This window comes from Methanothermobacter sp. K4 (genome assembly GCF_022014235.1).
In the GTDB taxonomy this organism is placed as follows: domain Archaea; phylum Methanobacteriota; class Methanobacteria; order Methanobacteriales; family Methanothermobacteraceae; genus Methanothermobacter.
The window spans coordinates 153,392-161,339 of the sequence record NZ_JAKLTD010000003.1; the positions used below are offsets into that span (position 1 = coordinate 153,392).

Sequence of the window (7,948 nt, forward strand, 5' to 3'; positions counted from 1 at the left end):
AAATGTTTGAAAGATGATCACCTCAAGGTCTATGTGCTCTCCGCAGTGACCCTCTCATCATTCCTTGCACCATTCATGGGTTCATCAATCAATGTGGCCCTCCCACTTATCGGCGAGAGCCTTAATATGGGACCCTCCCAGCAGACCTGGATTATAATGGCATTTCTTTTAACGGCAAACATATTTCTATTGCCATTTGGGAGGCTATCTGAGTTATACGGGATAAAGAGACTCTTCATTTCAGGTAACATCATATTCATCACGGCATCACTTCTCTGTGCACTGGCACCTGATGCAACTTCAATCATCCTGTTTCGGGCATTTCAGGGGATCGGGGCCTCCATGGTACTGGTAACGAGGCTTTCCCTTATATCAATGGTGTTCCCGGCATCTGAGCGTGGCAGGGCCATTGGTGTGAATACTGCGGCAATAGACATGGGTCTGTTCGCAGGTCCCATCCTGGGAGGTTTTCTGGCAGAGATCTTGGGATGGGAGTCCATATTCCTATTCACGGTTCCACTGGGAATCCTTGTTATACTCATCTCACTGTCCAGAGTTGATGATGAGTGGATGGTTAGCGGAAATGAAAAATTCGATTTTGAGGGGTCACTGACCTACTGCACCTTCCTGTTTCTATTCATCCAGGGTTTCTCCACCCTTGCAAGTATAAGGGGGCTCCTGCTTCTGGTTCTAAGTTTTCTGGCGTTTTCTCTGTTCATCAAAACAGAAACACAGGCAAAAAACCCCCTCTTCAATTTTAAATTATTTAAAAACAGAAAATTTGCCTTTTCATCCCTTGAAGCCCTCTTGGTATTCACATCGACATTTGCGGTTTCCCTCCTACTCAGCTACCATCTCCAGTACGTCAGGGGACTCAGCCCATCTGCCAGCGGAATTATACTTATAGTTCAACCCCTCATGATGGCCATGATCGCGCCCCTCGCAGGTAGAATGGCCGATATGGTGAAGCCTCATATTCTGACATCAGCGGGTATGTTGCTGATCTTCACGGCACTCATGGGATTTGCAACACTGGGCCCTGATACACCTGAAACAGCAGTAATAATGGGACTTATGCTACTTGGAACAGGTATGGGACTTTTCTCATCCCCAAATACAACAAAGATTATGTGTTCAGTTAAGAGGGATCAGGCTGGGATGGCGTCTGCCACGGTGACCTCCATGCGCCTCATTGGCCAGGCCTTCAGTATGGGTATAGTGACACTCATCTTCGCCTTTCTGATAGGGAGTGTTTCAGCATCCCCTTCAAATTATGGTCTCCTCATGGAGAGCACAAGGATATGCTTCCTTTTATTTGGTATTATCTGTTTCATAGGCCTCTTTGCTACAACAACCTACAGAAACAGTGATTAAATCATTCTGTACTGTTTGACAGTTAAAAGGGATGATCTGAGGGTCGCAGTATCAACCGTAAGTTCAATGAGGTCTATCGGGCAGATTCTAAGTGTCGGAACGGTCCCCGCCCTTTTTGATTTTTATGGGGGAGTCAGATATTTTACCCTCAAGGATATAATATATTGATTGAGGGAACAAGGATTCGCTTCATCATATTTGCCTTGCTATGCATGATGGGGATACTTGCTCTGCTTTGGGTGTTAAAGATGAGGATAAGGGTTCTTAAGGACGGACCATACCTTGTAGAGGGCTCTGTACCACTCTATGAGGAGGTAATTGTAACCGATGAGAATGGACACACAAGGGAATTTGTTGAGAGAAGAGAGTTCCCGCTGAAGGAGAGGTACCTCCTCTGTCGCTGCGGCGCATCGAAGAACAAACCCTACTGTGATGGAACACACCTTGAGGTGGGCTTTGATGGTACCGAAACAGCATCAACGAAACCCTACATTGAAAGGGCGACCGTATTCAGGGCAGGGGACCTTGAACTCACCGATGTTCCTGAACTATGCGACCACTCAAGGTTCTGCCTGCGGGCAGGGGGTATAAGGGAACTCCTCAGGAAAGGCGACAGGGAGAGCATACAGATCGCCATAGAGGAGGCAATGATCTGCCCATCAGGGAGACTTGTCCTGTGGGACAGGAGAACAGGGAAACCCTATGAAAGGGACTATGAAAAATCGATAGTGGTTGTTCATGATAAACAGAAGAAGTGTGAGGGGCCCCTCTGGGTGAGGGGTGGTATAAAAATAGAATCAGCCGATGGGAAGGAGTATGAGGCCAGAAACAGGGTCACCCTCTGTAGGTGCGGGTTATCTGAGAACAAACCATTCTGTGATGGTAGCCACTGGATGAGTGCAGAGGAGAAACTTGAATTTAAGAAGAAGTGGGGTATTGAGTAGTTTTTCGCAGAGGAAGTTTAAGAAGAAGAAGGAGGTAACCGGAGATTCCTACCCCATTTTCCTTTTCATCCACAGGGCCCCTGTCAAAAGGCCAACTATGACCCCTATCAGCGCCCCTGAAAGGAAAGGAGTCATAAAGCCGCTACCCATCTTTTCTGTATTCACTGAGTTGAGTTCAAGGAGTTTCTCCCTGATTGATGCCTCATCGGCACTGCAGTATGTCACCCTGGTGGCAAGTTCAGGATGCCTTTGGAGGAAGGCCCTCACGGTGTCCTGGTAGGCAACTGCCAGTATCATTTTGTTGGGGTTTCCAAGGGCATGTTCCAGTTCATGTTCCACGTCCGATGGGCTCTGGAAACGGTACACGGTGACGTTGACCCCTGTCTCATCGGCCACTGAACGTGCGAGTTTTCCTGTGGAGTTATCGGCTATTACAATGAATGACTCTGGTGTTATCTCCATTCCATGGGCTGAAACACCGCCAATAATAAGAAATATTATTAGAAACACTAATTTCTTCACATGGATCACCTAGACCTTTTCCATTGCAATGAGCTCGGGTTTCATCCTCTCAAGGAATGAGAATATGAACATGCTTGCAGCACCCTCCACAACACCCACAAATATGTAGAAGGGTATGAGTGTTGACATGAGCATTTCAGGGCCCGCAACACCCGCTGCCAGGAGTATCATGATGTGTAATGCGGTTGCAATCATTATACCAAGGAAGGTGGCTGAGAATACAGCAAGGCCCCTGTCAAGTTCACTTAAGACATGGTAGACTCCATAGGTTCCGATTCCAAGGCCGATACCCATTGTCAGTATATTTGCCCCCATGCTGGTTATCCCCCCCATTCCAAGCATGAAGAACTGGACGAGCAGGCAGAGCACCGCCACCATAACCGCCGTTAGGGGGCCGAGTATTATGGCTGCGAGGGGCACCATGAAGAAATGCACCGGGACACCGAAGGGTGATGGCACGGATATGGATGATGCAACCACAGCGGCCGCTGCAAAAAGCCCCGTTCCAGCTATTCTTTTTTCCTTTTCGGGTTTCTTTGAGAATATGTAGAAGAATATGCCTATGTTCACGAGTGCAACAGCCCAGTAGACTGCAGACTGCCACAGTGGTATGATTCCATCAGGTATATGCACTGTTGAACCTCCGTTAAGTGGTATCAGGTATATGCACTTTTATTTTTTGATATTCAGTTGCGTGGGAACCTGAATGCGGTTAAACCAAAAACCAGGCACAGCCCTGCCAGTGCAGGTATGAATCCGTAATCTGGTTTATTCACATTAACATCTGCTGTTTCTGTGGTATTCTCCCTTTCATCTGTAGTGTTACTTTCAGGCCGAGCATTGCTTTCATCGCCGGATTGCCCTGAATCTGATGAGTCCCCTCTACTTTCACCGGTGGTTTTATGACCACCTGATGCGCTTGATTTGCTGCTGCTCTGACCTGAAGGCTTATTTGAAGTACTGGATGAATCTGATGTGGTGGATGAGTCGGGTTTTGTGGCATCTGAATCCGATGGCTCCTCAATGTAGTAACCATGACCCGGGTGGGCCCATGTATGATGCGAGAGGCCTGCAATCAGCGCAACAGTCGCTAGGATGATAAGGAACCTTCTCATTGTATCACCACAGATTAGTTAAAACATCTTCAATATATAAAATCTTTTATTACTCTGGATACTTATAGGGATCCGAAGGTAATACCAAAAATGGAGTTGTGGTCGTGGAACTCCCATTGATGAGGAGATCTTAAGAAATCAAAGGGTAAATTCTCTCTGTGATTCAGGAAATTAAAAGAATCTGGGAGGGTGATGGATCAGCCTCCACCCATAAAATAGAAATCAGCCTCTATCTACTTTGAGGACTCCAGAACATCCAGAAGGGCATGTGAGATATCCCTGAAACTGTAACCCTCACTCACAAGGTTTCCCAGGAGCTCGGAGTCACCGTAACTCTTGGATTTAAGGTTCCTCCGGAGCACCTCAACAAGGTCCTCCTCGTAACCCCTCCTTATCTCCTGCGGGGATGGCATGTTGCTCTTCTTTATCCTTTTACCTGTGAATGACTGGATCCGCCTTAACCGGTGAACCTCCCTTCCAACAACCAGTGTGAAAGATTTTCCACTTGAACCGGCACGCCCGGTACGCCCTATCCTGTGAACGTAGTACTCGTTCTCGAATGGGAGATCATAGTTCACAACGACCTCCACATCAGGCACATGTATACCGCGTGCCGCAACATCAGTTGCAATAAGGAGGTTGAACCTTCCCTTTCTGAAGCGTTCCATGACACGTTCACGCTTTGACTGTGATAGATCACCGTGAATTTCATCCACAGAGTAACCCATACGTCCAAGCTGTTTTCTGAGCCTCTGAATCCTCCTTTTGGTGTTGCAGAATATGAGGCCCATTCCGATATCATTGGATGTCAGTATCCAGTCAAGGAGTTCAACCTTGTCCTCCTCCCTGGTTTTGAAATAGAACTCATCTATTCTGGGGCTGTGCTTCTTCTCAACACGGAGAATCTGGGGGCTCCTCATATACCTCTCCGCGATCCTTAATACAGGCTTTGAGATGGTTGCAGAGAACAGCATGGTCTGTCTCCTTTCAGGGACGTGGGACAGTATCCTCTCTATGTCCTCTATGAATCCCATGTTGAGCATCTCATCGGCCTCATCAAGCACAACCGTGGATACGCCTCCAAGGTCAACAGTACCCCTCTCAATATGATCTATGAGCCTTCCTGGTGTTGCAACGATAACATGGACACCCCTCCTGAGCTCAGCTATCTGACCTCCGATTCCCTGACCACCATAGACTGCAAGCACCCTCACGTTAAGGTACTTGCCTATCCTCCTTATCTCATCGGTGACCTGTAGGCAGAGTTCACGGGTAGGGCAGATCACAAGTGCCTGGGGAACCCTCTCTGGTTCAAGGTTCTCAAGCAGTGGTATGGCAAAGGCTGCGGTTTTCCCGGTCCCGGTCTGGGCCTCCCCAACAACGTCCATACCATCAAGTGTAACAGGTAATGTAAGTGCCTGGATTGGGGTTGTACCCTCAAATCCCATATCATCAAGGGCCCTGTTAATCTCCCCTGAAATATCAAATTCACTGAATTTCAATTCTTTCATTTTATCTTTTCCTTAATTCTTAAAAATCGATTATTCAATTATCAGCTGCCAGCCGGCAGATCTGAAACATGATAGCCCCAATTTCTGCCAGGCACATGATAATTAAAAATCAGCACATATCCATGTTGAACCCCGCACTATTTAAAGTAATGGTTTTGGGCTGTGAATTAATTTTCAGGGTGATAGTTCATTCTAAGAAATGATACTCTGGTTTCAGACGACTCGCGGGATTTTTTCAGGGAGAAAGAGCCTTATTACACGCATGGGAGTCACTATCATGTTTATCCTTTCATCGTGACCCTCAAAAGGTACACTTTCAATGATCTGCAGCTCATGTACCGTTGTGGCTATGGGGGTATCCTCGTCTATGGCCCCCTGATCCCTGAGTTCAGATATCTCCCTGTCACCGTATCCTCCACCCTTACCTAGGCGGTTTCCCTCCAGGTCAACCGCCACTGATCCCTCAACAACAAGGTCAACCTCAGGGAATCTTTTGATGAATGAACCATACATGTAGGCGCCCCTTATGGTTGATGCAGCATCAGCATCCGGAACATCCCCTGAAATTAAAAGGTAACCATCCTTTATCTTCGGCGTGGGCACTACAAGGTCCTTTCCATCATCAAGGGCCAGTCTTCGCACGGGTCGCTGGGCAGAATCAGGAGATGAGAATACAACACCTGCTCTCTCCCACTCGATGGTCCTTGAGAGCCTCTCTGCAGCTTCAACTGACCCCTGAAAGTCGGGTATGCGGCCATGGGGACGGCTGCTTACACCCCTATCCTTCAGGAGTTTCCAGATCCTCTCCCTGATCACTTCTTTATCCATCATCATTTTTCTCTGAAGACAGATTCAAATGGATCATAAATCCTATTAAGCATCGTCCACATTCTTCTCTGCACTGACAACCCGTGTACCTGCAATGGCGTCGAGGATCCTCAGACGGTTCCTGAGGCGTCCCAGGATGACGTCAAGTATGAGGGGGAACCAGAGTATCCTTGAAAGGTTCCTTATGACAACCTGCCGCAACTTGAGTTCACCCTCCTCTGATATCACAACGAGACCCATCATCCTCTTACCCACTGTTCCGCCATGGTACTCAAGGTAGCTGAAATAAAGGATGGTTATGATGCCAAGGAGGGGGAGCCAGTAGCTGTAGATTGAGAAAAGATTCAGGAGAAGTGCTAATGGATAAAAAATGACTGTGAGAAGGTACATTACACCTGTAACCACCAGGAAATCAACTGCAAACGCATAGAGCCTCTTCTTCTTAAGTTCCATAACACCCCTCCTGTATCGGCTCAGCACACCCTTGGAACAGGATCAGCAACAGGGGCCTCAAGTATCCTCCTGCCGCCAAGGCTTGTTTCAAGAATCACATGACTGTCCTGATTCGCTTCACCTATTATCCTTGCGTTTTCACCGTATGGTGCCTTCTTCACGGCTCTGAGGACATCCTCAGCGTATTCAGGGTCGACACCCATGATGACCTTGCCCTCATTGGCAACCTCATAGGGGTCGATGCCCAGCATCTCAGAGACAGCCCTCACCTCCTCCCTCACAGGGATCATATCCTCATCAACAACCATACCGACCCCTGATTTATCTGCGAGTTCGTTGAGGGCATTTGCTATACCGCCCCTTGTGGGGTCCTTCATGGCGGTAACACCACCAACCTCAAGGGCTGCCTCAACCATGCTCCATACAGGGGCAACGTCTGATTCAAGGTCGGTGTCGAATCCAAAACCTTCACGGAAGGCCATGAGGGCCATTCCATGGTCCCCCACGCTGCCTGTGAGTATGATCTTATCACCGGGCCTCAGTCCTGAGTCCCTTATTATCTCACCACGCTTCACAACACCTATACCCGTGGTGGTTATGACCATCCTGTCCAGTTTACCCCTTTCCATAACCTTGGTGTCCCCGGTGACGATTGACACACCTGTCTCCCTGGAGACACTGTCCATTGACTGCACGATCCTCTCAAGATCCTCACCAGGGAACCCCTCGCTGAGGATCATTGCACTTGCAATTGCAAGGGGCCTTGCGCCCATAACTGATATGTCGTTGACTGTACCCGCAACTGATATCTTACCTATGTCACCGCCGGGGAAGAATAGAGGGTCGACTGTGTGGCCATCGGTACTCATAACTATCTCGTAGTCGCCGAGGGGTATGCTTGCACCGTCATCGAGGTCCTCAAGGCCAACTCCGCCGTTAACCCTCGTATTATGGATATTGGATAGTATTATGTTTGATATGAGGTCCTGCATCACTTCTCCGCCTGCACCATGGGACATGCCGATCTTCATAGATTCACCTGTACAATCTCTTGCTTATAAGGTATCTTGCTGATGGTATAAAACCTTTGATTGGTGTAATTGTTTATTGGGTGGGGTGGAGTCTTTTGTTGGGGGACAATTTTAAACCTTTGATTGGTGTAATTGTTTATTGGGTGGGGTGGAGTCTTTTGTTGGGGGAG

The 7,948-nt window shown here is 48.0% G+C and carries 9 protein-coding genes; 2 read left to right on the top strand and 7 right to left on the bottom strand.

Features of this window, described 5'->3' with window-relative positions; all coding sequences use genetic code 11:
* Window positions 1-6: 6 nt before the first annotated feature.
* Window positions 7-1,374: an MFS transporter gene (locus L5462_RS07670; protein ID WP_237780189.1), complete on the top strand. Its 1,368-nt coding sequence runs from the start codon at window positions 7-9 to the stop codon at window positions 1,372-1,374.
* Between the two features lie 248 nt (window positions 1,375-1,622).
* A complete protein-coding gene (locus tag L5462_RS07675; RefSeq protein ID WP_237780190.1) occupies window positions 1,623-2,318 on the top strand; it encodes a CDGSH iron-sulfur domain-containing protein in 696 nt (231 codons plus the stop codon).
* Window positions 2,319-2,366: 48 nt separating this feature from the next.
* Here the strand turns inward: L5462_RS07675 and L5462_RS07680 are convergent, their stop codons facing one another.
* From L5462_RS07680 to hypE, 7 genes are all read right to left on the bottom strand, one after another.
* The gene (locus tag L5462_RS07680; protein ID WP_237780191.1) at window positions 2,367-2,840 is read right to left on the bottom strand and encodes a hypothetical protein; all 474 of its coding nucleotides are present in this window, start codon (window positions 2,838-2,840) and stop codon (window positions 2,367-2,369) included.
* A 9-nt stretch (window positions 2,841-2,849) separates the two neighbouring features.
* Window positions 2,850-3,473, bottom strand: a complete 624-nt coding sequence (locus L5462_RS07685; RefSeq protein ID WP_237780192.1) for an energy-coupling factor ABC transporter permease — start codon at window positions 3,471-3,473, stop codon at window positions 2,850-2,852.
* A 53-nt stretch (window positions 3,474-3,526) separates the two neighbouring features.
* A complete protein-coding gene (locus tag L5462_RS07690; RefSeq protein WP_237780193.1) occupies window positions 3,527-3,955 on the bottom strand; it encodes a hypothetical protein in 429 nt (142 codons plus the stop codon).
* Between the two features lie 233 nt (window positions 3,956-4,188).
* Entirely contained in the window at window positions 4,189-5,466 is a 1,278-nt protein-coding gene (locus tag L5462_RS07695; protein ID WP_237780194.1) for a DEAD/DEAH box helicase, read from the bottom strand.
* 213 nt (window positions 5,467-5,679) lie between these two features.
* The gene (locus L5462_RS07700) at window positions 5,680-6,294 is read right to left on the bottom strand and encodes a 5-formyltetrahydrofolate cyclo-ligase (protein WP_237780195.1); all 615 of its coding nucleotides are present in this window, start codon (window positions 6,292-6,294) and stop codon (window positions 5,680-5,682) included.
* Between the two features lie 45 nt (window positions 6,295-6,339).
* Window positions 6,340-6,747 (bottom strand): RDD family protein, encoded by a 408-nt coding sequence (locus tag L5462_RS07705; RefSeq protein WP_237780196.1) that lies wholly within the window; start codon window positions 6,745-6,747, stop codon window positions 6,340-6,342.
* A gap of 20 nt (window positions 6,748-6,767) precedes the next feature.
* Complete coding sequence (hypE, locus tag L5462_RS07710) at window positions 6,768-7,778, bottom strand: hydrogenase expression/formation protein HypE (RefSeq protein WP_237780197.1); 1,011 nt, start codon at window positions 7,776-7,778, stop codon at window positions 6,768-6,770.
* Between the last annotated feature and the right edge of the window lie 170 nt (window positions 7,779-7,948).

Bases quoted from the DNA above. Each gene is read 5' to 3' on its own strand.
- L5462_RS07675 (WP_237780190.1), top strand. From the start codon at position 1,623: ATGAGGATAAGGGTTCTTAAGGACGGACCATACCTTGTAGAGGGCTCT.
- L5462_RS07695 (WP_237780194.1), bottom strand. From the start codon at position 5,466: ATGAAAGAATTGAAATTCAGTGAATTTGATATTTCAGGGGAGATTAAC.
- L5462_RS07690 (WP_237780193.1), bottom strand. From the start codon at position 3,955: ATGAGAAGGTTCCTTATCATCCTAGCGACTGTTGCGCTGATTGCAGGC.
- L5462_RS07705 (WP_237780196.1), bottom strand. From the start codon at position 6,747: ATGGAACTTAAGAAGAAGAGGCTCTATGCGTTTGCAGTTGATTTCCTG.
- hypE (WP_237780197.1), bottom strand. From the start codon at position 7,778: ATGAAGATCGGCATGTCCCATGGTGCAGGCGGAGAAGTGATGCAGGAC.
- L5462_RS07700 (WP_237780195.1), bottom strand. From the start codon at position 6,294: ATGGATAAAGAAGTGATCAGGGAGAGGATCTGGAAACTCCTGAAGGAT.